This is a genomic window from Aureliella helgolandensis (assembly GCF_007752135.1).
GTDB lineage: Bacteria > Planctomycetota > Planctomycetia > Pirellulales > Pirellulaceae > Aureliella > Aureliella helgolandensis.
On the sequence record NZ_CP036298.1, the window covers coordinates 6,946,914 to 6,972,555 of the forward strand.

Below are 25,642 nucleotides of genomic sequence, written 5' to 3' on the forward strand. Positions count from 1 at the left end.
GCTGCTCAGAAACGCTCTGCCCGCAGTTTCCCGGACACCGATTTCTTATTTCAGCGCCACAGGCTTGCCCACGATAGGCTGAGAGGAAGCGAGATCAAAGCGATCTAGATTCATGACCTTGTCCCAAACGGCTACGAAATCCTCCACGAACTTCTGCTGCGAATCGGCACTGGCGTAGACCTCCGCGATGGCGCGCAGTTGCGAGTTGGAGCCGAACACCAGATCAACGGAACTAGCTCTCCATTTCACATCTCCACTGTCGCGATCCAATCCTTCGAAAAAGAATTCGCACTGAGGAGATTTCTTCCAAATTGTGTCCATGTCCAGCAGGTTGACGAAGAAGTCATTGGTCAGAACTCCCGGCCGCTTTGTGAAGACACCTAGTTGCAGGTTATCTGCGTTGGCGTTGAGGACTCTCATGCCACCTAGCAGCACAGTCATTTCAGGTGCGGTGAGTGTGAGCAATTGCGCTCGATCGATCAATTTCTCCTCAGCCGGCCGGTCGAGCTGGTGACCGAAATAGTTGCGGAAGCCATCGGCGGTCGGTTCGAGTACCGCAAAGGACTCCACATCGGTCTGTTCCTGCCGTGCATCGCTGCGTCCTGGCGTGAACGGCACCTGCAGGTCATGCCCGGCTTGCTTCGCCGCTCGTTCGACTGCTGCGCAGCCGGCTAGGACGATCAAGTCCGCGAGTGAAACGCGTTTCCCACCAGTCTGTGAGCGATTGAAGTCCGCCTGAATTCCTTCCAGCACCTGCAGAGCTTTTGCCAGCTCGCCCGGCTGATTGACTTCCCAATCCTTCTGCGGCGCAAGTCGAATGCGAGCCCCATTGGCTCCACCCCGCTTGTCCGTACCACGAAAGGTCGACGCCGAGGCCCAGGCGGTCAAAACCAATTGTGAGTTGGAAAGATTTGAAGCAAGAACTTCAGCTTTCAGGCTTGCAATATCTTGCTCACCGATCAACTCGTGATCTACCGCGGGCACCGGATCTTGCCACACTTGAGGAGCTGCAACCCAGGGGCCGAGGCATCGAGAGACAGGCCCCAAATCCCGGTGCGTCAGCTTGTACCAAGCTTGCGCAAACGCTTTTTCGAACTCATCAGGATTCTCAAAAAAGCGTTTCGAAATCGGTCCATAGATCGGATCCAATTTCAGTGCGAGGTCTGTCGTGAACATCATTGGGGCGTGGCTCTTCGACGAATCGTGCGCATCGGGCACGAGCCCTTCAGCCGACTTGTCAGTAGGTTGCCACTGCAGAGCGCCAGCTGGACTCTTGGTCAGCTCCCATTCATAGCCGAACAGGTTATCGAAGAAGCCATTGGACCACTGAGTGGGTGTGGAGCTCCAGGCCCCCTCCAGCCCACTGGTGATCGTGTCGCTCCCATTGCCCGATCCAAACGTATTTTTCCATCCGAGCCCTTGCTCCTCGAGCGTAGCTCCCTCCGGTGCAGGTCCCACGAACTTGCCGGGATCGGCCGCCCCATGAGCTTTGCCAAAAGTGTGGCCGCCAGCGATGAGTGCCACAGTCTCTTCGTCATTCATAGCCATGCGAGCGAAGGTTTCACGAATATCCTTGGCAGCAGCCAATGGATCAGGCTTGCCATTCGGTCCCTCGGGGTTCACGTAGATCAATCCCATTTGAACAGCCGCGAGAGGATTCTCGAGCTCTCGATCTCCGCTGTAACGCTTGTCCCCCAACCACTCGGTTTCTGGTCCCCAGTTAACATCCAGCTGAGGTTCCCAGACGTCCTCGCGGCCTCCAGCGAACCCCAAGGTTTCAACTCCCATGGATTCCAGGGCGCAATGTCCCGTGAACACCAGCAGGTCGGCCCAAGAAATCTGCCTGCCGTATTTTTGCTTGATCGGCCAGAGCAGACGCCGTGCCTTGTCGAGATTCCCATTGTCTGGCCAACTATTGAGCGGGGCAAAACGCTGGGTACCATAACCAGCTCCCCCTCGTCCATCCGCTACGCGATAGGTGCCCGCACTGTGCCAGGCCATGCGGATAAAGAAGGGGCCATAGTGACCGTAGTCGGCAGGCCACCACGGCTGCGAAGTCGTCATCAACTCTTGGATATCCTGCTTCAGTGCTTCCAAGTCCAGCTTTCCGAACTCTTCTGCATAGTTGAAGTCCCTTCCCATCGGATTGCTCTTCAACGAGTTCTGATGAAGGATCTGAAGATTCAACTGATTGGGCCACCAGTCACCGTTTGAAAACGCGCCCGCCGCTGTGTTACGACTGCCGGCCGCCGGGACCGCCCCCATCACGGGACATTGGGTGACAGCCGCTTTACCTTCGGCCGTCGGCACCTTGCTTGTCGCATTCTGCGCGAATGCGGTGGTGGCTGAGCACAGCACCACGCAATTCGTCAAACCAAGGGCAAGTTTCTTGACTAAGGTCATGGGATCTCTCCTAGGAGTGGGCGGAAAAAGGAATGGCATCCTGTGGATCGCCAAGTCCACCTAGGTAGAGTATGGACGATTTCGAACAATCCATCCAATGCATTCCTCGCATACCATCTATGCGATTCACGCATAGCGATGCGCAATATGCATATCAGGCTTCGCAGCGACAGATCTCGGCGACCTTGAAGTCGCCAACAGCCGGGCTTTCAGAGAAGTGCCCGCCACATGCTGACCTAGTCAGCGTTGGTTTACGGAAAACGGCTGCAACGACCGCATACCTACGGAAGAATCATAACAAACGCCTGAGCAGTCAGTCCCTTGAAGCGCCAATCGAACATATTGAATCAACAAGAGTCCAAAGCTATAGCACAACGCGACAATCACGACACAAGCGAGAAGAGACAGCACGGATATTTGGCAGGAAAATGGTGGCAGGAAGATGGATACCACAACATCTTCCTGCCAACATCTTCCTGCCAGTCTTCCTCTACCTCGGAGAACGCAAACGGCTAGGACTTATCGCGCTACCAGCAAGTCAGCAACACGCAGCCCAGCAGGCAATAATACGGAACGCCGCCCCAACGCACTTAACCAACCCGAAACCGCACACCGGAGCACAACGCGACAATCACGACACAAGCGAGAAGAGACAACACGGACATTTGGCAGGAAAATGGAACATGTGGACACTTGTCCTGATAAACATTTCCTTGCTAGGATCAGTCCTACTTCAGCAGGGAACAGAATCCCTCCTAATGCCGTGCATTGCTTAGCCTGAGTTCGCCATGCCCCCCATCGCCTTTCTACTGATCGCCACATTTGTGGTGTACATTCTCTGGAAGACTCGTCATCCGCCATGGATTGTTAAGATCGTAGTCTGTCCAAATACGCAACTCAAAATCACCGGTGCACCCCAAGCAAAGATTTGGCAAATCGAAGAATTCTTCGAAAACACCCCGAGCCTTCCATGTTGCGTGACCGTTTACGTTTCAAGGGACTCTGCCGGGCGTATTCGCACTAGATTTGCTGGAAACCTGGAACGATGCCAACGACAGAGAATCCGGAATTTCATGCTGGATATTTTATAGATCAGTCAACGCCGGACGACTCAATCTCTTGGGCAATGGCACAGCCTCTTGGGCAATGGCACAGCGGAGAGTTGCGGAGAGAAAAACGGCATAAAAAAAAGCCTTCGCAGCTCGGGGTGAACTGCGAAGGCTATTGTTCCCTGGCACCGGAGCGACTGGAAAACCATGACGCTCCGGTGCGCAGTCTTAAGCCCTGCCGTGAAGCACCGGTATAGGTGATTGACCCAGAAACCACCGGCTACCGGTGAAAAGCTTCGACCCAGGAGGGAGGCCAGTTACGTTTTCCCGCAAAACCGCAACCAACGACAGAGCTTTCACTGATTTGACATCCTGTCTTGTTTGGTTTGCAAGCCGTGCTTCCTGCGTCAACATTGGGAACTCGCCCAGTGCCGAAAATGCGAGGCTGCCGAGGTCTGGATTGCAAACACGTCTAACTCAAGTGCGGGTCACATTCCTCCGTGAACGTGACGTCTGCCGTGAAGGACTGAAACACTCGTGGCTCTCGGTAGAGCAGCAGGTCTTGAGTCCTCCTCGGTCAGTTTCCTTGAATAATTGGGAAATACCGAAATCCCACCTAAGGGGTCAATGCGAAAAATGAGTAGTTGGCTCAATTGGCGGAAAAATACTTAGATTGGTTACAGCAGCTTGTGCATTGCGTCGAGTGACCGCTTGTTTCGCAACTAGCTCATCGGAAACCGTTTCGCCATCTCGGTCGATCCAGTTCGATGCCCCACAGCCGGCCAGGAGAACTACTCCCTGATCGGTATGGTCGATCGCCCAGCGAATGGCAGCGACGCGGTCAGGAATCACCTGCACACGGCCTGCAGCGCGACACCCACCCAAGACATCCATAGCAATGGATTGCATCGCAGTGGGAGACATATCCGAAGCAGTCAGCACTATGCGGTTGGCCGATTTCTCGAGAACTTGGCCAAGACGTTGACGCCATTGCACGTCCAGTTTGCTGCTGAGATCAATTACGACCGTGGCCGGCCCTTGATGATGCTGTCGCAAGGCGTGCAGGGCGACCGCAACGCGATCGGGCGTACTTCCCGCATCGACAAAGACGGGGACGTCCACAGCTTGGCGGACGCGTTGCATGCGTCCAGGAATGGCTTCCAGAGACTCGATCCCCGCGATGGCTTCCGGCACCGAGAAATCGAACAACCAGCTCGTAGCGACCGCAGCCAGTGCGGCTCTCGCGATGTGATCGCCAGGCATTTTCAGCGTCAGAGGCATGAGCATGTTGCCGGTCATGGCCAGCAATTGTTGTTCGCCTCCAGAGCGTGACAGACGCTTGGCCCGCACGTGTTGAGCCGCATCGAGGCCATAGCTTACCGCCGCCGCATTGGCCTGGCTTGCCCATTGGGCCGCGCCCGCATCGTCGGCGTTGTACAGCAACATGCCATGAGGTTTGAGACTGCCGCACAGTCGCTGCAGTAGGGTGCGCCATTGCCGTTGGCCGGGGACGCCGCGCCCCTGCCCGGGCCGCATGCCGGTCAGAATCAATAGATCAAATTCCACTCCATCGGCGACGCGTCCCTTGAGCATGGCCGGTGTCAGCTCGACGATCGCTGCAGGCGATCCAGCCAAGTCGGCTGCCTGCATCCACTTGGCCAGCTTTCGCGCCGCCGGTGGTCGAGTTGCAGTGCGGTCACACTCGGTCGAATCGCTCGCACCGAGCGAGGTGTAGTAGGCTACGGCGCCGCCCATGCGTTTCAGCATGGCAGCCACAAAGAGGCTAGTTGTCGTCTTGCCGTGTGTCCCGACGACTCCGATGGTCAGCATGCGTTGGGAAGGGTTGCCTGCCAGTGCATGTGCCACGCGTGCATAGACTTCGGCATTGTTTTCCACCAGGCACTGCGGTACCGAAACCGGTAACAAACGCTCGGCTACAATAGCGACCGCCCCGCGTCGGATTGCCTCCTCGGCTCGGTCGTGCTCGTCGCTGCCAGCGGTATGTTGCGGAATGAAGACATCCCCTGGCTGGCACATGTCGGCACGATTCACGCAGCGATGAACGGTGATATCCTCGGCCCCCACAAAAACAGCTTCCTTCAGAAAGCTGCGGAGCTTGATTGATGCGATAGGTGCAGAACCTGCAGACGAGGATCCCTCGCCAGAATAGGACGTAGACATCAGCGGCCTCCTTGCCACGATCACTAGCGTTACAATGAGCTTTGACCGGTCAGACGCATCCGTTGCGTCCTAGGCCAAAACCGGACGGCAAACACTCGCGTTTGCGAATGCCCGTTCCCTTCAGCTCTAATAGCCTGTTCGCAAATGGTAGGTAGCGTCAATACGAAAACCTATTAAATTCTGTATACCGGCCTACCAAACGCCCTACATTTCCCAGCTATCAATGCTAGCAAAGCATCCTCGCTATTATGGGCTTTTGCTAGCAATTCATTACTTACACGAACACGGCAATCATGGCTTCGAAAGATCTTGACATTGAACAATTGGCGGCATACCTGCACTTGATCCCACAGCAAGTCCAGCGGATGGCCGACCGCGGAAAATTGCCTGGCCGCAAGCTGGGAGGAGCATGGAAATTCTCGGAAGCTGAAGTCCACTCCTGGCTTGAAGAACGCATTGGGGCCAGCGACAACGAGGAACTTACGCAGGTTCAAAAAGTCGTGGACCGCTGGAGCAACGACAAGAAAGAAGTTATCTCGCTTCATCAGCTCCTGCACCCCGAAGCCATCGAAACGCCACTTGCCGCCCGAACGCGGAGCAGCGTCGTCCGCCGCATGAGCGCCCTTGCGGAGCGAACCGGCTACTTGTGGGACGCGGCACAAATGGTCGATGCGGTACTCGCGCGTGAAGAACTGCATCCCACGGCACTCGACAATGGAGTGGCCCTCTTGCACCCGCGCCGCCCACAAAGCTCGATCCTGGCCGAACCGCTGCTAGCCCTGGGGGTCTCTTCACAACCTCTCCCCTTTGGCAATCAAAGTGGGCATTTGACCGATGTCTTCTTTCTCATCTGCTCGACTGACGACCACGTCCATCTCCAAGTCTTAGCGAAACTCTCGCGTCTGCTGTCAGGCACGGGATTCCTGGAAGAATTGCGGCGGTGCGATTCCGCCGCAGAGGCTCATCAATTGCTCAAGCAGCATGAGGAAGCCATGGATGACGCAGAGTGATGCAACGCCTCTCCTCAGCGTCCCAGTCCCAGTCCCAGTCCCAGTCCCAGTCCCAGTCCCAGTCCCAGTCCCAGTCCCAGTCCCAGTCCCAGTCCCAGTCCCCGAGCGAACAACGCAAGGAATCGCGTGTGCCTCCCACTTTGCCCCATTCGCTCAAGATCGCTTGGCTTGGACCTCAGGCTGGAGCCCTAGCGTGGCTCGCCGCACGCCTAAGTGCATCGGTCCCAACTGAAAACTTCCAAACATTTCGAGCTCCCTCTCTCCCGGTGAACGGAATCCAAGGCGGGGCAGGGGGCCAAACGCCCGAGGCTTTGTTCGATGAGCTGATTGCCTCTCAGTTCAACCGTCTGGTACTCGCATGTCCAACGCGAATTGACTACCCATTCACTTGGATCAAAGCACTTCAGGCCGACTATCCAGACCTCCCCTTCGCCGTCGCCACCGACAGTTGGTGGGACGGCTCCCGGCGAACCGGAATAGGAGAGTCAGGACACACCTTGCTGCCTTGGTACCGATGGTGGGATGGTTGGTTCGAGTGGATTTCAGGCGAGAACCCTGCGATTTCCTCCCTACTGCCGCATCCCTCAGCCCCCTACCTTCCTACCTCCAGGATACCGCGACTTGAGCAGGCTCCGGCTGGCATGATTGTGTCCAACTGCCAAGCGACCGGAGAGGCTTGGAGCATGGCGGCCCAGCAGTTGGGCGCTCCGGCCAGCCGGCTTAGCCTCCGGAGTTTTCAACAACGCCATGCGTCTGCGGCCCTCCCAACCGGCGCGGCCCCACCAACCGCAGACATCCGCTGGGTTTTGTGGGATGACAGTTGTTTGAACCTTGGTGATGACGAACGTGATGCACTGCGAGAGTTTTTTCAGTTAACGGCCGCAAACTATCCTGAAGCGGTTCCAATTGCAGCGTTTAGTCTTCCGAGAATCGCAACCTGGAAGATCGCACAATCCGCCGGTGCACGAGAATTGCTCGCCAAACCCAATACGGGTCGGGGGCTGCAGAGGGCATTGCAAGCCTGCTGCATGGGACACTTGAACTCGCCATCGAAGGCAGGTTAGCGGTTGCCAGCCTGCGACACCTCTTCAGCCGCACTGCTGCGAATGTAGTTGGGTGCAAGCGAGTCTGCCGTACTGAACGTATGCGGATGCAAATCTCTGTTTAAGTACTTCTGCCACCCCAATTGCAAGACATCGACGGCCCTTGGGTTCCAGCTCTCCGCTGGAGCCACTTCCAGCTCGGCAGCTTCCTCGGGCTGGTAGTGCTCCAGGCCAGGGCCGCATACGATCCGTCGCTGAAGGGAGGTCGATTCTTGGGTTGGGCCAGCTTCAGTTTGTCTGCAATCGACCTGCCGCAGATCTGCAGGCGGGGGATCTTGGGCCAGGGACCGCCAGGGCTGGGCACGCCAAACCGCTGCGTCGAGGACCTGCGCGGCAGCCAACCGCACCAACCCTGCCGACGCAGGCTGACTCTCGTAGGCGGCGGCGAAGACCTGGCGGCGAAACGCGTTCATGACAGGCAGCAGTAGAACAGGGGGCGCATCCGTTGCAGGAATCCCCTTGGGGTTCACTGGAGCCTTGCCAAGTGCAGTCGCAATTGACCGATCCGTAGAGGCTGCAGTTAGCTGGAGGTGTTGGCGGAAAGCAATGGCCTCCAACGTATCGATCGCCACCAAGGGAATATCCCAGGCCATTCCCAAGGTTTTGGCGGTAGCTAAACCGACTCGGAGTCCTGTAAAAGATCCGGGGCCGTGGGTAACTGACAGGAAATCGGGTTGGCGGATTCCCGCATTTTGCAAGACGTGGCGGACCATGCTGGCCAGTCCCTGGACGCTGCTGAGCGCTGGCGGCGTCTCAAGCCAGAGTGGCGGATCGAGGCTATCAAGCTTGGCAACCGCGACGCTGCACGTAAAGCCGGAGCATTCCAAGGCCAAATTCCAGGTCGACATGTCCCAATTCTCTATTCTGGCTGGCGAAAAGTGTATGCGCCTTTCGGGCGGTCCCTCGGGCATTTACAATGAAGGAATCGGTCGCACGTCGCCGAGGAATAGGAATTGTGATGCTCAGCCCCGCATCGAACAACCGCCCTAGTTGGTTGCGCACGAAGAGGTAGACTCTTATCCGCAGCCAGCCAGTTAGGGTGCGCAGGCACCTTTATTGACTCCCCCTAAAACCAGAGTACCGGAGAGGCCTGTGCGACAAGCACTAATTAGCGACATTCACGGCAATCTTGAAGCATTGACGGCCGTCCTAGCGGATATTCAATCCAAGAATGTCGAACGCATCGTCTGCTTGGGTGATATTGTGGGCTACGGTCCCAATCCTTGCCAATGCCTCGACCAGATCATGCAGAAGAGCGCCTTAACGATTCTGGGCAATCATGATCAAGCTGCACTTTTTGATCCAGAGGGATTCAACCCGGTCGCACTACGGGCGATTTACTGGACGCGGGATGAACTGGATCGTGGCCCAGGCCCGGCCGCGGCAATCAATCGCCGCTGGGACTTTCTCAGCGAACTGCCTAAATCCCACCTGGAAGGCGATATTCTGTATGTGCACGGCTCTCCACGTGACGCCACGAACGAGTACGTCTTTCCCGAAACGATCTATGACCAAGCGCGCATGAAGGTCCTATTTGACCGAGTCCCCCGTCTGAGCTTTCAAGGCCACACCCACATGCCTGGAGTCTTCACGACCGAGGGGGAGTTCATCCCGCCAGAGGATTGCGACTATAAATTCCCTCTGTCCGAGGAGAAACTGATGATCAACGTCGGCTCCGTGGGGCAACCGAGAGATGAAGACCCTCGCAGCTGCTACGCGATCTTGGACGACCAGCAAAACGTCGTCGAATTCTTTCGGGTGGACTATGACATCGAAAAAACGATCGAGAAAATCTATGGAATTCCCGATCTAGACAACATGTTGGGCGATCGCCTACGTGGCGGTCGGTAGTCCTCCCTTCAGCCCCAATCCTAATTCGCCTCGATGGTGACGGAGCCCAATGTGCGTCGAGCTATAGTCAGTGACATCCACGGCAATTTGGAAGCCTTAAAAGCTGTGCTCGCTGACATTCAAAGCCAAAATTGCGAACAAATCATCTGCTTGGGGGATATTGTGGGCTATGGCCCCGAGCCCCAAGCCTGCATTGATGCGGTGCGAGAGTTCGATGCGACGATTCTAGGAAACCATGATTTAGCCGCATTGTTCGACCCAGAAGGCTTTAGCAATGCTGCCGAACAGGCCATCATGTGGACTCGCCAGCAGATCGAAGCCGGGGATTCCCCCGAGGCTTGCTACCGGCGTTTGCAGTTCTTAGCCCACCTGCCCAGAACGCGTCGGGAGGGCTCGCTGATGTTCGTTCATGGCTCAGTCCGCAACCCGGTCAATGAATACGTTTTCCCGGAAGACGTGTACAACCGGCGGAAGATGGAAAAGCTGTTTTCGATGGTCCAACGCATCTGTTTCCAAGGCCACACCCACGTTCCCGGCGTCTTCACCCCGGACATGACCTTCCTGCGACCGGAGGATTTAGACCACCGCTATCGCACTGGGGACGAGAAAATCATGGTCAACGTGGGCTCTGTGGGGCAACCCCGCGACGGCGACTGGAGAAGCTGTTATGCCATTTTCGATGATCCCTGGCTCGAATTCCGCCGTGTCGAATACCCCTTGGACACGACGATTCAAGCGATCTACGACATCCCGGAGCTCGACAATTTCCTAGGGGATCGGTTGCGCGAGGGCCGCTGAGCGACCGCGCCTCGCCAGCTGCCAAGCTCTAGTCTGTTGCATTCGCTTTGCCGGTACTGCACAATGAAGTACTGCTCTCCTGGGTATCACTTCTTATCCGCCCGCAATTGGGTGCACAGCATAGGTCCCCGAAAAGAAGATGGCGAAAATTACTCTCCGTGTGATATCGGGCGTGGATCGCGGCAAAACCTTTCATGAGCTTGCCCCTCCGATCACCATTGGTCGCGAGGATGGGAACGTCGTTCGACTCAATGACGAGCGAATCAGCCGTTACCACGTCAAGGTCCAGGAAGATGATGGGCGGCTGGTCATCACCGACTTGGATAGCACCAATGGCACCCGCATCAATGGGCATGCCTGCAATCTCAAGATATTGCGTTATGGAGATACCATCTCGGTCGGCAGGAGTGTATTGCTAGTCGGATCCCGTGAGCAAATTGCAGATTTGTTCGACGCGGCCGAAGCCGAGAAACTCGACGATGGGAGTGGATCGGGAAGTGGTGTTGACGAAGACTTCGACCTGAGCACTGGCTTGGCAGCTCCCAAATCCTCGCACCTCTCCAGCCATGAAATCCGCTTACCCCTCGGCTTGTCCGCCGTCCAGTCTGCCGAATTGCGTGAACTTCTGGACTACATCCATGCTGGCATGCGAAGCGTGCTGGAGCATGCGTCGAGCGATGAACACGAGAATCGCGTCCAAATTGACGTTCGAGCTTGGCAAAACCTGCTGGTGACTCAAAGCGAGATCTCGCAGCTCATCCGGGCCATCGAGGACCCTGAAGTCAACGAGCGGCCTCAGCCCTAGCGTTGCATCTCAGCGGCAATTCAGCGGCGTGGCCGCAGCAGCGCGTTCCCTATCAGCTGCGAAACTGGAAACCGGTGTTCGCCCCCAAGGCTCCATTGCAGTGCGCAGCCAGCCTGCGTTGGCAACGAGCGTCACCTTCATCGCGCCAGACGCTCTTTCCGCCTTGGCTAACGCGAGAGAAGTACCAGCAGGTAGTACTGCGCCACGTAGATGCTCAACGGAAATCTGCCGATCCACTCCAACCCCCGCAGATGCCATTGCGGGCGGGCAATCCCCAGCGCGATGAGCAGCGTTGCGGGCAGGACAAACCAGAGCACATACCGCGAGGGCTCCGAGACGACCAGTGCAGCCACCGTCAGCACGATTCCTGTGGCAATCGCGACTCGGAGCCCTCCGCAGCGCAGAATCACGCCTTGGGCAACGCAGCCGGCCACGATGCTCAAGGGAAAATCAAACACCGCCTGCGATGCATCCCAGGAAAAAAGGAAGGGAGCTAGCACCAAGGGGACGAAAAAGAGTTTCAGTCCGACAATTCCCACGTAGCACACCAGCAAGCTTGCCAAGATCTCCAGTTTGCCATACAGCGTATAAAACAGGACGTTGGTGACCACCGTCGCGGCACCTATTTGCAGCAACCGCTCCCAATGGACGCGCCGCGATCGAGCGAGGAAGTAGCCCATCAAGATGCAAAACAGGGGCATGCTCAGGCGGGTGACCATACGGACATTGGACGGTTCAATGTTCATATTAAAAAACAAATCGCTGGCATGATCTACCACCATCAGGGTAATGGCCAGCCCACGCAGCGTATCGAGGCAGCGATTTCGAAGGGGGACAGTTTCGGGCGCTGAAGCTTTCTTTGTTTTTTTCGTTTTCTTTGGCATCTTCAGGCTGTTTTACTGGCCTCAATTGGGCATTAAAGAAGTCAAGGCCATTCGAACGGTCTGCAAAATCTGCGACACTAGAGTGCATTCACACTCTGGAAGGATACGGTTATGAGCGGAAATTTTGTACACCTACATTGCCACAGCCACTACAGCTTACTGGATGGCGCCAGCTCTGTTAGCAAACTCATTGATCGGGCAAAGAGCCACGGGATGAATGCCTTGGCATTGACCGACCATGGCAATTTGCATGGCGCGCTTGAATTCTACAAGAAATCGAAAGCGGCAGGGATCAACCCCATTATCGGCTACGAGGCCTACATTGCCCCCGGCAGCCGGCATAGTCGGGGCGACGCCTCCAGCTCGAAATCTGCCGCCTATCACCTCACCCTGCTCGCGCAAAACCGAACCGGCTTTAAGAATCTGGTCAAATTAGCGTCGCTCGCTTCGCTGGAAGGCTTTTACTTCAAGCCACGCATCGACCGCGAGTGCTTGGAAGCCCACAGCGAGGGAATCGTGTGCCTCAGTGGTTGTGTCTCCAGCGAATTTTCGCGAGCCATCCTCAACAATAAAGATGCGGATGCTGCTGAGAAGCAAGCCATCGAAATCGCTCAGTGGTTTCACGGCGTATTCGATGACCGTTATTACATCGAAATCATGAACAACCATTTGGAGATTCAACGTCTGCAATTGGAGGGCGCCGTCAACATTGCCAACAAGATTGGCTTGCCACTGGTGGCCACCAGTGACGCCCACTATGCCGATAAGGAGGATGCAGAGATTCAAGACGTCTTGCTGTGCATTAACACCGGCAAGTTCCGCACCGATTCGGCTCGGATGAAAATGGAGGGGAACCAATTCTACCTACGCTCGCCCGAGGAGATGTACGCGAGTTTCCCAGGCCTGGAGAGCGCCGTGGCGCGCAGCCAGGAGATTGCCAACACGGTAGACATCGATTTGGAACTCGGCAATCGCTACTTCCCCAAGTACGACGTCCCACCGCAGCAGACGGCAGACGAGTATCTTCGCGAGCTCTGCACGCTGGGGCTCAAGGATCGCTACGCCGGCAACGAGGAGATGCTGCCCGGTGGCGAACTCTCGCAAGTCGTCCAAGACCGCTTGGATCGCGAACTGGGGGTGATTCAAAAACTCGGTTTTGCCAATTACTTCTTGATCGTGTGGGACTTTGTGCGCTACTCGCGCGAGCAGAAGGTGCCCGCCACGGCGAGAGGTAGTGGGGTGGGGGCCCTGGTCTGCTACGCGCTCTACATGAGTCACGTCTGTCCCATCAAATACGACTTGCTCTTCGAACGCTTCCTGGATGAAAGCCGACTGGAAGCGCCCGATATCGACATTGACTTCTGCAAGGACCGCCGACTCGACATCGTGCAATACGTGCGCGACAAGTACGGAGAGGACAATGTTGCTCAAATCGGAACCTTCGGCACCCTGGCAGCCCGCGCAGCGATCAAGGATGTGGGTCGCGCTCTCGGTATCCCGTTGATGCGGGTGAACCAAATCACCGAGATGGTGCCGGACGAGCTAAAAATTACGATTAGCAAGGCACTCGAAAAGAACATTGAGCTCAAAGCAGTCTACGACTCGGACCAAGAAATCCAAGAACTGCTCGATATCGCGATGAAGCTGGAGGGCAACGCCCGCAACGTGGGGACCCACGCCGCGGCCGTCGTGATCGCGGATGAACCACTCACCGAATACGTACCGCTCAGCCGCGTATCGGGCAAGACCGACATCATCACCCAATGGTCTATGAATGATGTCGAGGACGCGGGCCTACTGAAGATGGACTTCTTGGGCCTAAGAAACCTGACGATCCTCGCCAAAGCGGTGGAGATCATCCAGGAAACGACCGGCGAAGAGATTGACATTCTCAAGTTTCCACTGGATGACAAACCTACCTTTGCCTTGCTCCAACGCGGCGAGACCAAAGGGGTCTTCCAACTCGAGAGTGGCGGTATCCGTGACCTTTTGCAGCGGATGAAGCCCGACAAGTTTAGCGACATTATCGCGACCAATGCGCTCTACCGACCTGGGCCACTCGAAGGCGGAATGGTCGACGACTTTGTCGCCGTGAAACACGGACGCAAAGAGGCGATCTACCTGCATCAGGTACTGAAGGACATCCTGGAAGAAACCAACGGAGTGATGGTTTACCAGGAACAGGTGATGCGGATCCTCAACCGCCTCGGAGGGATCCAACTGGCCAGTGCCTACACCTGTATTAAGGCCATTAGTAAGAAGAAAGAGGCGTTAATTGCACAAAACGAAGCCAAGTTCCTAGAGGGAGCGACCGAAAAGGGACTCACCGCTAAACAAGCCCAAGAACTGTGGGACATGATCCTCAAGTTTGCTGGCTACGGCTTCAACAAGAGTCACTCCACTGCATACGCCCTGGTAGCCTACCAAACCGCATACTTAAAAGCGCATTATCCGGTTGAGTTCATGGCGGCACTCCTCTCCGGAGACATCCAGGGACGCAATTTCAAACGCAAGGATTCGCTCGTCGAACACCTTGAAGATTGCGATCGCATGGGGATTAAAGTGGTCCCCCCCGACGTTAACACCTCCTTTGTCGATTTTGCGGTCCGCGATGGCCAAATCCGCTTTGGCCTCTCAGCCATCAAGGGATGCGGCGGCGCTTCGGGCGAAACCATCGTGGCCATCCGGGAAAGGGATGGTGAATTCACTAGCATCTTTGACTTCTGCGAGCGCGTCGATCCGTCGGCTTGCAATCGAGCCACCATTGAAACGCTGATCAAAGCCGGCGCCTTCGATTCGCTGGGGGTGTTCCGCTCTCAACTAATGGCAGTGGTTGAGAAAGCCATCCAAGCAGGTGCCTCCGCGTTGGCCGACAAAAAGAGTGGCCAGATGAACTTTTTCGAAGAGATGCAAGAACCCGATCAAGCTGGGCCTGGAATCAGTGAAAGCCTGCCCGATATCCCTGAATTGCCAGACAAGACCAAACTGTTCATGGAGAAGGAAGTGCTGGGAATGTTCCTCTCGGCGCACCCCATGGAAGAATACAAGCAGATGCTCAGTACCTTCTGCTCACACACCACCCTGCAATTGAAGGATGTGAAAGACCGGAGCGAAGTCATCGTTGGCGGGATGATCTCCTCCATCAAACTGGCCAATACGAGGAATCCCAAGCCCGGTGCCCCCAGCAAATATGCGAACTTTGACCTCGAAGACCTCGAAGGCGCAGCCCGCTGCATTTGCTGGCCCGACGGCTACGAAAACCTCGGCCATCTCATCGTGCCCGAGTCGGTAGTCATCATGCGGGCGACGGTCGACAAGCGAGGGGGCGCCGACGACGTCAACCTGCTGGCCAACGAAATCATCCCCATTGAAGAGGCCAATGAACGCTTTACTGCAGGGATTCGCATCCACATCGACCAAAATCATCACGAAGAAGAAGAGATCCCCAAACTCAATGAAATCCTGAGAGGATACCCAGGCTCGATGGAAGTTCTCATCGCCTTGAAACTACTCTCCGGCGATATGGTGCAACTCAAGAGCAAACGCCACCGAGTCAGTATCACCCCCGAATTAAGGGGAAGGCTGAACGATCTCCTCGGTACCGAAAGCCACCGTCTGATGGTTGCTCCTCCCAAACCACGACAGAATCAAGGAGGAGGCCGTCGCGGGCGAGATAATTAAGCTACGTTTTGATGCAAACCTACCGCTTTTGTTGCCTTTCGGCTCAAGAGCAATTAGTCTCATATACAGCTAGTCGTTCAAACGCTCCGGCGTTCGGATCAGATCTTCTCGACCTAAGGCAAAATATACGATGCATCGCCTTTTCAATTCACTTCCCTCGGCTGTTGGTGTGTTTATTGCTGTGGCGATGTTGGCGAGTTCCAACATGGCGCTCGCCAATAATGGCACTGCCAATAACGGCACCGCCAATAACAATACCACCGGAGGTACCACCGCAGCGGCTGGTGTGGAGATTGACCCTCAAGGGGTTCTCCGAATCCTCCAAGCCGACCCGCGGGTTACCATGGCTCGCTTGCATGCCGCTCGCCAGGGCTTGCCTCCCAACTTGGCTCGTCCTTCCAAAATGCGGAAAGTCTCGCTGAATCGGCTGGAAGCAGCCGTTGCCAAGTCGCTCGCCGAGGGAGAAAGCCTTTCAACCGAGATGATTACGCTGGCCGGCATGACCCGCCTTGAATACGTGTTCTTTTATCCCGAATCCGGCGATATCGTGCTAGCTGGCCCCGCTGAGGGGTTCGGCCAGGATGCGGTTGGACGTTTGGTAGGCGTCAACTCGGGGCATCCCTGTCTCTTGCTAGACGATCTCATCGTCGCTCTGCGGGCTTTCTCGCCTACCGGCGACAAGGCCAACACGATCAGCGTTTCGATCGATCCCACCCAAGAAGGTTTGGCCCGGATGCAGCAAACCCTGCAGCAACTCGGTGGCACCTTCAACCAGAGAAACATCCCACTGATCGTTAACAGCCTGCGCGAGAGCCTGGGATTGAACGACGTGACCATTAAAGGCATTCCTGCCGGCACGCACTTTGCCCACGTCCTGACCGAAGCCGATTACCGCATGAAGTTGATCGGAATTGGTCTGGAAGCTCCCCCGGTTCCCATGTCGACCTACGTCTCACGGTTGACGACCGCCATGACCTCCACCAACGCTTTGGTGCGGTGGTATTTTGTGCCCGACTATGAAGCGATCGCCACCAGTGAAGATCGTCACGCCATGAAAATGGTCGGCCAAGGATTGAAGCTGGTGGGTGAAGACGAATTGGTGGGCCAAGACGGAACACGCAAGTCTTCAGGCCGAGGTGCCAATCGCGCCAGCCAAGCCTTTACGACCGATTTTACCAAGAAGTTTCGCCTCATCTCCGAGGTCAATCCCGTCTACAGCCAGCTTCGCAACCTAGTTGACATGTCCATCGCGGCAGCCTTTATCCAACAGCAGGATTTCTACGGTACGTCCGGCTGGGACCTGGGAGTTTTCAGTAGCGAAGATGGCTTGGCCGTCGAAACGCTGCCCGCCCCTCGTCAGGTCGAAACGGCGATCAACGCAGTCATGAAGGGAAGTCGTCTGATCACTCCCATTGGCGGTGGTGTCACAATTCAAGCCCGCAAGGCCCTGGATGCTGAGAACGTGACCGCCGATACCACAGGAGAGATTGGTAAGCTGCGTGAGCAGACAAGCTTGGAAGGCTTGGACGACAGCCAATGGTGGTGGGACTAGTTCCCAGACCAATTTTTCCCAGCAGGGAAGATTCAAGATAACCAAACGGTTCGCAACCTACCACGGGTTGTGGGCCGTTTTTTATTGCACCAACGGTTGCATGTCATTGCGTGCTGAACCTGAGAATGGGGCGGGGAAGGCTACGTGCAGGTGAGGCGAAATGGCGTGACGTGTCTGACGTGTCTGACGTGTCTGACGTGACGTGATGTGACGTGATGTGACGTGATGTGATGTGATGTGATGTGATGTGATGTGATGTGATGTGACGCGACGTGGCAGAGAGAATGAGAGAGCAGTCGGTAGCCGAGTCATCGCTCGTCCGACTGGGGAGCCACTGCCGATGCCATTGCCCGCGAGCCCAATCCGCTGCTGCCTCGAGAAATGCGGCCTTACCTGAGACGGTATGCTCAACCTGACAGGACCAAGCGCAAGAACCAGTCCTGTTGGCCCGTTAAGCGGCCTGCCCCACGAAGCCCCCTTGCGGGAAGGGGTTCACTTAGAGAGAACTGGCAGATCGCACTCAGCGTGTATCTGCGACCGGCTTATTGGATACGTTAAGGGAGAGTTGGGAGCAGCCTCAAGGACCGATCAAGCCACTCTTTACAGCCCAGACGGCAGCCGCGGTACGATCGGTTGAATCTAGTTTGCGGAGGATGTTCTGCACATGCTCTTTAACCGTTTCCACGCTGATCGTCAGAGACGTTCCTATTTCCTTGTTGCTCAATCCCAGCGCAATGTGCCGCAGTACTTGCAGCTCGCGGTTGGTGAGTGGGACATCCTTGGAATCGGAACGATCTTTGCGTTTCTCCATGGTCGCTTGGACACGTCGAAGAATGCTCGTCTCAGTCGGCAATTCCTTCTGAGCAGCGCGTTGGATGGCATCCAAGACTTCAATTCGGGATGAATCTTTGAGGATGTAATCGGTCGCTCCCAAAGCGATCGCACGTGCCACATAGGTTGGGTTGTCGTATGTGGACATCATGACAACGGAGACTTCAGGCGCCTTAGAGCGGATCTGCTCCAGAGCCGATAGGCCATCCTCAGTTCCCAGTCGCACATCCAGCAACACGACGTGTGGCCGGACTTGTTCGGTCAGCGTAACGGTTTCTTCGACGTTTCCTGCCAGCCCAACGATTTCCACTTCGCTGCCGCCGAGCAGGGTGCCAATGCCGCTCCGAACCACTTCATGGTCGTCTGCTACTAGTACTTTAATACTCACTGCTTTGTTCCAGTCCTGTTAGAAATTGCCCTTACCCCCTGTACAACGCCACCGATGGGTTCTGGATGGTGACCATTAGTAATGGTATCTAGCAATATCGTTTTGTATGTGGCTATTCTCTTCACAAGCTTACCCAACCACTAAATCCGCGGCATACCGCATCAGTAGAACAGAGATTTAGCAGCCTAAAAAGGCCCATTAAGCCTGTCGAGCCCCCCGATAAGGAATTGAGGGTGACAATTAGCGTCAATTTTGCACCACGTTGCCGAAATGCAACGAAATAATTTGCTTGAGGACGAGGCGCGACCTACATAACTCTATGTCACGATCAGCCCTATTGCAGTGGATACTCCCCCAATATACCTGAACCCTCCCTGTTTTTCGACCGGAAACCATGCCCAATCGCAACCTTCTCATTATTGACGATGATCAATGGCTACTCGATTCGATGCAAGATTGGCTATCGGGACAGGGTTTTAGCGTGGTCTGCGCCACGAGTGTTTCCGATGGACAACGCTTGTTGCAAAAGCAGCGGCCAGATCTGTGCCTGGTGGACGTCAATCTCGACGGTCCCGATGGCTTCGAACTCCTGAGCTGGTGCAAGCAGAAGTCCATTGACACCCCCATTGTGATGATGTCGGGCTACGCGGCTCCCGACTCGGCCGTTGAAGCAGTAGCAGCGGGCGCGTTTGATCTGCTCACCAAGCCAATCATCGACCAGGAGCTGCTCACAACTCTCTGCCGCGCGGCGGATCAAAAGCAGATCGTCGAAGAAAACCAAAGACTGAAACACGAGCTCGACCGACGCTCGGGTTTGGAAAACATCCTCAGCCATGACCCGCGAATGGTGGAGATCTTTGATGTAATCAACAGCGTCGCTGATACGAAAGCGACGATCCTCATCACGGGTGAAAACGGGACAGGTAAGTCGATGATTGCCCGTGCGATTCATCGCCGAAGCAGTCGCAAGACGCGGCCATTTGTCGAAGTCGCCTGTGGTGCGCTGCCTGATAACCTGCTCGAGTCAGAGCTATTCGGCCACACCTCGAATGCCTTCACGGGTGCCAATACAGCCAAGATTGGAAAATTCCAGCACGCAGATACAGGCTCGATCTTTCTCGACGAGATTGGTACTTCGTCGGTTGCCATGCAAATCAAACTGCTGCGTGTATTGCAAGAGTTTCAATTCGAAGCGGTCGGGGGCAATGAAACCATTGCAGTCGATACCCGTTGCATTTTGGCAACCAATGAAAACCTTGAGCAAGCGGTAGCCGAGGGGAAGTTCCGCCAGGATCTGTACTACCGCATCAACGTCATTCACATCGAACTGCCGGCGCTCCGCGAGCGAACATCAGACATCCCCTTGCTCATCGAGCATTTCCTGCAGAAGTCCCTGCGAGAGGTAACCAAAGAGGTCGACGGCTTCACCGACGAAGCCGTGGAAACCATGATGGGATACGCTTGGCCGGGAAATATTCGAGAATTAGAGAATGTGGTCCAACGCGCCGTGCTTCTAACCAAGACGCGCGACATCGGCATCGACCTCCTCCCATCCGCCCTACTCAGTGCGTCAACGCCGCGCCATAACCTATGCTCGATCACCAAGGGACAAACGCTACGCGAAGCCCTGGAAGGCCCAGAGCGACAGATCATCCTCGATGTCTTGCGGGCCAACAGCTTCAGCCGAAACCTGACCGCTGAGCAGCTGGGAATTAATCGCACCACGCTGTATAAGAAGATGAAGCGACTGGGTATCGAAGGCTTGCAGTTCCAAGACTAGCTTCGAATACGGCGTGGCGTCCTCTCTCCGGCAGGGCGTCCGTCACTCTCTTTCTTCTCGGGCGTTCCCGCAGGGGCCCAAGCAACTTAAGGCCCTGGAATCTGACGCGAAACGAGCGGCTTGGGCTGCATCCAAGCGGAGGCCAATGGCGGTTGTGCCCCCTCAGCTCCCGCACGTCCCCCGCCTCAAGTCGAGGTAATTCAGGTCGATTGCCAGGCGAGCCGCTCCGGGAGACCACCGACGGCTACTTTTTCAGTTGCGTTGTGGGCTTTATAATCCCTTTCGATTGATCGCTGGATATCGCCGCGACACCTTCACACTCGCCTCCTGCGCGAGCTCTCTCGACTGGATAGTCCCACAATGAAGATACATGAGTACCAGGGCAAACAGCTCTTTCGCAACGCATCGGTTCCCGTGCTCGACAGCCATGTTGCCCGCACTCCCGATGAGGCAGCTGCCGCATTTAAGGCATTAGGGGGAGCTATTGCGGTCGTCAAAGCCCAAGTCCACGCAGGGGGACGCGGCAAGGGAACGATTATCGGCCAGGAAGAGCAGCGTGGCGTTCAACTGGTAAAATCGGCCGAAGAAGCTGCCTCAGTCGCCAAGAATATGTTGCACAACCGCTTGGTGACCATCCAAACCGGCCCCGAAGGCGCCTTGGTCAACCAAGTCATCGTCGAAGCGGGCTGCGACATCGAGCGGGAACTCTATCTCGGAATCGTGCTGGATCGAGCCACTGCCATGCCAGTCCTGATGGTCAGCAGCGAGGGGGGGGTCGAGATTGAAAAGGTCGCCGAGGAGTCTCCCGAGAAGATTTTTCGCGAGAACTTCCACCCCGCCGTGGGTCTGCACAGTTTTCAGGTCCGAAAACTCTGCAAAAAACTCGGAATCACCGGTCCCGCCGCCCGGGCCGCAGACCACTTCATGAAGAGCCTCTGCCGATTCTACGTCGATCTTGATTGCTCCATGGCCGAGATCAACCCGCTCGTCATCACCAAGTCGGGTGAGATGATTGCGTTGGATGCCAAAATCACGTTTGATGACAATGCTCTGTTCCGCCATCCAGAGATCAAAGAGCTGAGAGATCTCAACGAAGAGGAGCCAGCCGAAGTACGCGCGGGCAACGCGGGACTCTCCTACGTCAAGCTCGACGGTACGATCGGTTGCCTGGTCAACGGTGCCGGGCTAGCCATGTCAACCATGGACATTATCAAGTACCACGGTGGAAAGCCTGCCAACTTTCTAGATGTCGGAGGAGGTGCAACGACGCAACAAGTTGTGGAAGCCTTCAACATCATTCTGTCGGATCCCAATGTCAAAGCTGTGCTGGTCAACATCTTCGGTGGCATCGCCCGCTGCACCACCATTGCCACCGCAGTCATCGAAGCTTCGAAGGAAATCGGCATCACCATCCCCTTGGTCGTCCGACTGGAAGGAACCGAAGTCGAAGAGGGCAAGAAGATGCTGGCCGAGAGCGGACTAGCCATGATCACTGCCGATGACTTGACTGACGCAGCCAAGAAGGTTGTCCAAGCCGCTGCCGCAGTTGCAGGTTAACCCCTGCAGGTCTCGGTCCCTTGATTTCCTTCCCCCCCATCCCAAAACACTTCATTTGCAGTTGAATCCGTTATGAGCATTCTGATCAATAAAGATACGAAGGTGCTGTGCCAAGGCATCACTGGCAGTGCTGGTCTTTTCCACACCACCGGCTGTGCAGCCTATGGCACTCAAATGGTCGGTGGCGTTACGCCGGGCAAAGGTGGTCAAACCGCTGCCGGCTTGCCGGTGTTTGATACGGTCGAAGAGGCCGTTCAGGCAACCGGCGCCAATGCCACCATGATTTTTGTCCCCCCACCGTTCGCCGCCGATGCTATCCTGGAAGCCATCGATGCTGGCATCGAAGTCATCGCCGCAATTACCGAAGGCGTGCCCGTTCTCGACATGGTGGAAGTCTACCGCCGCGTCCGTGCCAGCAACTCGGTCCTGATCGGGCCAAACTGCCCCGGGCTAATCACCCCCGGTGAATGCAAGATCGGAATCATGCCGGGATACATTCACAATCCGGGCAAGATCGGCATCATCAGCCGCAGCGGTACGCTTACCTATGAGGCGGTCTGGCAAACGAGCAACCTGGGACTTGGACAATCCACCTGCGTGGGATTGGGCGGAGACCCGATTGTCGGCACCTCCTACATCGACTTGCTGAAACTCTACCAAGCCGACGATCAAACCGAGGCGATCCTCATGATTGGTGAAATCGGTGGAAATGCTGAAGAAGAGGCGGCCGAGTTTATCAAGGCGCACGTGACCAAGCCGGTTGCATCCTTCATCGCTGGCGCAACCGCACCTCCAGGAAAACGGATGGGACACGCCGGTGCGATCATCTCCGGTGGTAAGGGGACTGCAGCCGAAAAGCAAGCGGCACTTGAGGCGGCTGGAATCGTCGTTGCACCGTCGCCCGCAGACATGGGACAAGCGATCCAAGAAGCCATCCGTCGCGCTAGCTAGAACCGGCTTCCCAGTGGAAGAGTGAAAGCTATCGAATGCCGAGTCGAAACGCTCGCAAGTGGAAGACGACTTCTGCTCGCGAGCGCTTGTGGTTCACCAGAGCTGGGCATTCGTGCTGGCTGCCGGACGCATGAACCTCACCAAAGACATTTTGTCATCGCCGCTCCAGGAAGTTCCGCCACAGCTAGCTAGCGCATTGTCAAAGCTTAATTTTCGGGTTGCCCGGAAAAAAGTGTCCGACACCAAAAGTGCAAAGCACCCGAAGGGCCGTTCCGGCTTTTGGTGTCGGACACTTTTTTCCGAACTCGCTAGGAAAATCGGCAATCCAGCGAGGCATGCCATGGCCCTTTCGGAAAACTCATCACCGGTGTCAGCATTTGCTCCACTGCCAGAGCACCGAGCACAACGCGTCGCCTGCATCCAAAGAGTTTTGAATCAGAGCTTTGCCATAGCCTATGCATGCACGCGAGGCCTGAGGCCTCAGGCCTCGGCCATTTTGCGACTGCGGCGCATGATCACCAGTGCCACCACGATAGCGGTAACGTGTAGCCCTGCCGCCAAAAAGAATGGGGCGCCCGGCAGTTCGCCGATAGGGTTCTGGATCCCCTTTGAAAACACGTTCGTGAACATGACTGGTCCCAGCATACCAGCGATCCCCATGAGGCAGCTGTTGGCGCCCTGCAATTGCCCCTGTTCCGAAGCATTCACTCGGCGAGTCATCAGGCCTTGAATGGCGGGAGAAAAATAGCCGACAAAGGCGAAGACGGGAATTGCTGCCCAGAACATGCCGCCCGTCGCGGCTAGCCCGTAGATGCTATAGCCGATACCGCCACAAATCAGGGCGATAAACAGCATCCGCCACTCTCCCAGCTTGGCCGCTGTTCTTCGCACCACAAAGCCTTGCATGACGACGCTCATGATTCCGACGACAGTCAGCGTCAGTCCAATCGTTTTTGGCGTCCAGGCATAGCGGTGTTCCGTGTACAGCACGAACACGTTGGACAGGACTTGGTGGGCCAATTGATAGATGAGCAAGACGCTGGCCAAACCGAGCAATTCGGCATGGGAGCGAAGCAACTTCAATGCGCCCAACGGATTGGCTTTCTTCCAGGAAAATTTAGAGCGATTTTCAACCGCCAGGGATTCTGGCAGAATGAAGTAGCCGTACAAGGCATTGAGCAGGGTCAAGCCGGCCGCAAACCACAGTGGTAACCTCAAACCATACTCCCCCAGCCCTCCTCCCACGGCTGGCCCGACGACGAAGCCGATCCCCCAGGCTGCGCCAATCAGGCCGAAGCTAGCGGCGCGTTTCTCTGGAGGGGTGACATCCGCAATATAGGCACCTGCGGTGGAGAAGCTGGCTGCCATGATCCCGGAGAGCGCGCGCCCCACAAAAAGCCAAACAATGTTGGGAGCCACCGCCATCAGCACATAATCCAATCCCAGGCCAAAGCAGGAGATCAGAATGACCGGCCGACGTCCAAATTGGTCCGAAATCGCGCCCATTAGCGGAGAGAAGAGGAACTGCATCAAGGCCCACAAGGTACCGAACCAGCCCACGTAGACGGCTGCCAGTGCCAAGTCGTTCTGCAGGAACTCCTCCTTGATCATGGTGGGCAGCACAGGGATGATCAGCCCCAAAGACAACACATCCAACAAGACGGTGATGAAAATGAAAATGACCGCTGCTCGGCGTGGAGGCTGATTCGCGGGCGTAGTCGCCGGGGTGTCGGTGTGGGAACTCAAGTGGGTTTTCCTAACTATATCGCACGTCGAAAACCTGCGAAAACGTATTTTACGATCTCAATGCAAGACGCATCAACGACGCGTCCGAGGGCTGATTAGAACAGTTTTTCATCCCAAATATCTTGCGGCAGAACACTACCCGGGCTGCGGAAGCTGCCGAGAAGTCAACAAGGAGTAAACACTCTCATATTTTTGGCTGGTTTGAGCGATGACTTCGGGCGGAAGTGCAGGGGGGGGGCTATTGCGATCCCAGTCGGATTCCATCAACCATTCGCGTACAAACTGCTTATCGAAAGACAGCTGCGACCGCCCCGGCGTGTAGGAATCGGCCGGCCAGAACCGTGAACTATCGGGGGTCAGGACTTCATCAATCAAGATCAAGCGATCGTCAGACCATCCCCACTCAAACTTCGTATCCGCAATAATAATACCCTTGGACTCGGCCCACTGGGCCCCTTGCCGGTAGACATCCAAGCTCTTCTCTCGAAGTTCCGTGGCCAGTTCGAGACCAATATCGGCAGCCATCGTCTCAAAGGAAACATTCTCATCGTGCCCCGCTTCGGCTTTCGTCGCGGGGGTAAAGATGGGTTCTGGCAAGCGATCGCATTGTCGCAGTCCAGCAGGCAGGGGGACCCCACAGACCTTACCTGTCTGCTGATACTCTAGCCATCCCGAGCCCTCCAAGAAGCCACGCACGACGCATTCATAGGGCACCACCTGTGCTTTTTTTGTGACCATTACCCGGTCCGCTAACTCGGCGCGTTGCTCCCCAGTCACATCCAGATCGGCAGGCAGGTCCGTGGACAGCAAGTGGTGCTCGACCTGCAGCCGCTCGAACCAGAAACGACTAATTTGGGTAAGCACAACACCCTTGCGAGGGATTCCCCCGGGCAGAATCCAATCGAAGGCACTGATTCGATCCGTACTGACAATCAGTAGAGAGGTTCCCAGGTCATACACATCGCGCACCTTCCCCTGCCGACGAGGATAGTTTAAGGCGGTCGAGACTACTGCCGATTCGCTGCCCATCGAAAAGCTCCTATCAAAATCTTGATCATGCCTTTTGTTTTAT

The 25,642-nt window shown here is 56.0% G+C and carries 17 protein-coding genes; 10 read left to right on the top strand and 7 right to left on the bottom strand.

The window, feature by feature from the left end; all coding sequences use genetic code 11:
• Window positions 1–45 precede the first annotated feature (45 nt).
• Complete coding sequence (gene katG, locus Q31a_RS24595) at window positions 46–2,403, bottom strand: catalase/peroxidase HPI (protein WP_145083812.1); 2,358 nt, start codon at window positions 2,401–2,403, stop codon at window positions 46–48.
• A gap of 1,673 nt (window positions 2,404–4,076) precedes the next feature.
• A complete protein-coding gene (locus Q31a_RS24600) occupies window positions 4,077–5,633 on the bottom strand; it encodes a Mur ligase family protein (protein ID WP_145083815.1) in 1,557 nt (518 codons plus the stop codon).
• A 293-nt stretch (window positions 5,634–5,926) separates the two neighbouring features.
• Between Q31a_RS24600 and Q31a_RS24605 the strand changes: the two genes are divergently transcribed.
• Together Q31a_RS24605 and Q31a_RS24615 are read left to right on the top strand one after the other, a co-directional pair.
• The gene (locus Q31a_RS24605; RefSeq protein ID WP_145083818.1) at window positions 5,927–6,643 is read left to right on the top strand and encodes a PTS sugar transporter subunit IIA; all 717 of its coding nucleotides are present in this window, start codon (window positions 5,927–5,929) and stop codon (window positions 6,641–6,643) included.
• A gap of 128 nt (window positions 6,644–6,771) precedes the next feature.
• Window positions 6,772–7,707: a hypothetical protein gene (locus Q31a_RS24615; protein ID WP_145083821.1), complete on the top strand. Its 936-nt coding sequence runs from the start codon at window positions 6,772–6,774 to the stop codon at window positions 7,705–7,707.
• Here Q31a_RS24615 and tsaB read toward each other — a convergent pair.
• Window positions 7,704–8,594, bottom strand: coding sequence for a tRNA (adenosine(37)-N6)-threonylcarbamoyltransferase complex dimerization subunit type 1 TsaB (gene tsaB, locus Q31a_RS24620; protein WP_197355635.1), 891 nt, complete (start codon window positions 8,592–8,594; stop codon window positions 7,704–7,706). The two genes, Q31a_RS24615 and tsaB, sit on opposite strands and share 4 nt — an antisense overlap.
• Before the next feature lie 244 nt (window positions 8,595–8,838).
• Here tsaB and Q31a_RS24625 point away from each other — a divergent pair, with 244 nt between their 5' ends.
• The 3 genes from Q31a_RS24625 to Q31a_RS24635 all read left to right on the top strand — a co-directional run bounded on the left by Q31a_RS24625 (window position 8,839) and on the right by Q31a_RS24635 (window position 11,200).
• Entirely contained in the window at window positions 8,839–9,597 is a 759-nt protein-coding gene (locus tag Q31a_RS24625; protein WP_145083827.1) for a metallophosphoesterase family protein, read from the top strand.
• Window positions 9,598–9,648: 51 nt separating this feature from the next.
• Entirely contained in the window at window positions 9,649–10,395 is a 747-nt protein-coding gene (locus tag Q31a_RS24630) for a metallophosphoesterase family protein (protein ID WP_231690922.1), read from the top strand.
• 139 nt (window positions 10,396–10,534) lie between these two features.
• Entirely contained in the window at window positions 10,535–11,200 is a 666-nt protein-coding gene (locus tag Q31a_RS24635; protein ID WP_145083833.1) for an FHA domain-containing protein, read from the top strand.
• Between the two features lie 167 nt (window positions 11,201–11,367).
• Here the strand turns inward: Q31a_RS24635 and Q31a_RS24640 are convergent, their stop codons facing one another.
• The gene (locus tag Q31a_RS24640; protein ID WP_145083836.1) at window positions 11,368–12,084 is read right to left on the bottom strand and encodes a TraX family protein; all 717 of its coding nucleotides are present in this window, start codon (window positions 12,082–12,084) and stop codon (window positions 11,368–11,370) included.
• Between the two features lie 111 nt (window positions 12,085–12,195).
• Here Q31a_RS24640 and dnaE point away from each other — a divergent pair, with 111 nt between their 5' ends.
• The gene (dnaE, locus tag Q31a_RS24645) at window positions 12,196–15,765 is read left to right on the top strand and encodes a DNA polymerase III subunit alpha (protein ID WP_145083839.1); all 3,570 of its coding nucleotides are present in this window, start codon (window positions 12,196–12,198) and stop codon (window positions 15,763–15,765) included.
• A 130-nt stretch (window positions 15,766–15,895) separates the two neighbouring features.
• A complete protein-coding gene (locus Q31a_RS24650; RefSeq protein WP_145083842.1) occupies window positions 15,896–17,317 on the top strand; it encodes a DUF1598 domain-containing protein in 1,422 nt (473 codons plus the stop codon).
• Between the two features lie 577 nt (window positions 17,318–17,894).
• Here the strand turns inward: Q31a_RS24650 and Q31a_RS24655 are convergent.
• Window positions 17,895–18,536, bottom strand: a complete 642-nt coding sequence (locus Q31a_RS24655; RefSeq protein ID WP_145083845.1) for a response regulator — start codon at window positions 18,534–18,536, stop codon at window positions 17,895–17,897.
• Window positions 18,537–18,930: 394 nt separating this feature from the next.
• Between Q31a_RS24655 and Q31a_RS24660 the strand changes: the two genes are divergently transcribed.
• From Q31a_RS24660 to sucD, 3 genes are all read left to right on the top strand, one after another.
• Window positions 18,931–20,316, top strand: a complete 1,386-nt coding sequence (locus Q31a_RS24660) for a sigma-54-dependent transcriptional regulator (RefSeq protein ID WP_145083849.1) — start codon at window positions 18,931–18,933, stop codon at window positions 20,314–20,316.
• 360 nt (window positions 20,317–20,676) lie between these two features.
• On the top strand, window positions 20,677–21,873 hold the full coding sequence (sucC, locus tag Q31a_RS24665) for an ADP-forming succinate--CoA ligase subunit beta (protein WP_145083852.1): 1,197 nt from the start codon (window positions 20,677–20,679) through the stop codon (window positions 21,871–21,873).
• A 72-nt stretch (window positions 21,874–21,945) separates the two neighbouring features.
• Complete coding sequence (gene sucD, locus Q31a_RS24670; protein ID WP_145083855.1) at window positions 21,946–22,824, top strand: succinate--CoA ligase subunit alpha; 879 nt, start codon at window positions 21,946–21,948, stop codon at window positions 22,822–22,824.
• A gap of 480 nt (window positions 22,825–23,304) precedes the next feature.
• Here the strand turns inward: sucD and Q31a_RS24675 are convergent, their stop codons facing one another.
• Window positions 23,305–24,570 (bottom strand): TCR/Tet family MFS transporter, encoded by a 1,266-nt coding sequence (locus Q31a_RS24675; RefSeq protein WP_145083858.1) that lies wholly within the window; start codon window positions 24,568–24,570, stop codon window positions 23,305–23,307.
• A gap of 135 nt (window positions 24,571–24,705) precedes the next feature.
• Window positions 24,706–25,599: a phosphoribosylaminoimidazolesuccinocarboxamide synthase gene (locus Q31a_RS24680; protein ID WP_145083861.1), complete on the bottom strand. Its 894-nt coding sequence runs from the start codon at window positions 25,597–25,599 to the stop codon at window positions 24,706–24,708.
• Window positions 25,600–25,642 lie beyond the last annotated feature (43 nt).